Annotated in this window: 3 protein-coding genes; all 3 read right to left on the bottom strand. The window is 65.5% G+C overall.

Features of this window, described 5'->3' with window-relative positions:
* A partial coding sequence (locus J7E68_RS19005) for an ATP-binding cassette domain-containing protein (protein ID WP_215175103.1) occupies positions 1 to 307 on the bottom strand: 307 nt, incomplete at its 3' end.
* Positions 304 to 1227, bottom strand: coding sequence for an ABC transporter permease (locus J7E68_RS19000; RefSeq protein WP_215175102.1), 924 nt, complete (start codon positions 1225 to 1227; stop codon positions 304 to 306). The genes J7E68_RS19000 and J7E68_RS19005, both read right to left, overlap by 4 nt.
* A complete protein-coding gene (locus J7E68_RS18995) occupies positions 1227 to 1394 on the bottom strand; it encodes an ABC transporter permease subunit (RefSeq protein WP_311417427.1) in 168 nt (55 codons plus the stop codon). Before J7E68_RS18995 ends, J7E68_RS19000 begins: the two co-directional genes overlap by 1 nt.
* Positions 1395 to 1396 lie beyond the last annotated feature (2 nt).

Here is a 1396-nt window from a genome sequence, read left to right as displayed (position 1 = left end):
TCAGCGACGTCAGCGGGTCTTGGAAGACCATCGCCATGCCGTTGCCGCGGATCACCGAGAGCTGCTTGTCGGACTTGCCGAGCAGCTCCTGGCCGTCGTAGACGATGGAGCCGGTGACCTTGGCGTTGTCGTCGAGCAGGCCCATGATCGCGAGCGAGGTGACGGACTTGCCCGAACCCGATTCGCCCACGATGCCGAGGGTCTTGCCGGCTTCGAGGTCGAACGAGACGCCGCGCACGGCGTCGACGCGACCCGCCTCGGAGGGGAAGCTGACCCTGAGGTCTCGAACGGAGAGGACAGTACTCATGCGCGACCTCCAGCCGCAGAGGTCGGATCGAGGGCGTCGCGCAGACCGTCGGCGATGAGAGCCATCGAGACGGTGAGCAGCGTCAGCGCCGCCGCGGGGAAGTAGAACAGCCACGGCGCGCTCACGAGCGTGCTCGAGCCGTATCCGATGAGCGCGCCGAGTGAGACATCGGGCAGCTTGACGCCGAACCCGAGGAACGAGAGGGCGGTCTCGGTGAGCACGGCGGTGACCACGCCGAGGGTGAAGTTGATCACGAGCAGCGAGCCGATGTTCGGCAGCATGTGACGCAGCACGATGCGCATGCCGGAGAGCCCGGCGTAGCGCGCGGCGTGCACGTACTCGCGCTCGCGGATCGACAGCGACAGGGTCCAGATGATCCGGGCGGGGAAGAACCATCCGACGACGAAGATCATCACGAGCGAGATGACGAGCCAGTTGCCGCCCGCGTCATTGGAGATCATCGCGAGGATCAGGAAGTTGGGGATCACCATCATGAAGTGGATGATCGCCAGCATGACCTTCTCGTAGCGGCCGCCGAAGTATGCAGCGGTCGCGCCGACGATCGCCGAGACCACCGTCGTTCCGATCGCGACGAGCGCCGCGATCATCATGGATCGCTGCAGCCCGACGGCGACCTGGGCGAAGTTGTCGTTGCCCGAGCCGTTGGTCCCGAACCAGTGCTCGGCCGAAGGCCCCTGCCGGAGGGCGAGGAAGTCGAGATCGGTGTGCGAGTACGGCGAGAGCAGCGGTCCGACGATCGCGAAGAGCACCAGCAGCACGAGGATCACGATGCCGATCAGCGCGCCGCGGTTGCGCAGGAAGCGACGTGTGTACAGCGTCAGCATCGAGGTGCGCTTGCGGTTCTTCGGCCTCTCGGGTGCGGCGATCTCGGGGGAGACCCCGATGGATTCCAGAGACATCAGCTCACCCGCACTCTCGGATCGAGGATCACGACCGCGACGTCCGCGAGGATCGCGCCGATCGCCGTCATCAGGGCGCCGAAGGCCGCGACAGCGACCACGCCGTGAATGTCGTTGTTGTTGAGGGTCTGGATGAAGTAGCGCCCCATACCGTTCCAGTTGAAGATCG

It is taken from the genome of Microbacterium sp. ISL-103 (assembly GCF_018613995.1).
Taxonomy (GTDB): Bacteria; Actinomycetota; Actinomycetes; order Actinomycetales; family Microbacteriaceae; genus Microbacterium.
The sequence above is the reverse complement of the archived record's forward strand: the minus strand, read 5'-3'. Positions and strand labels throughout refer to the sequence as shown.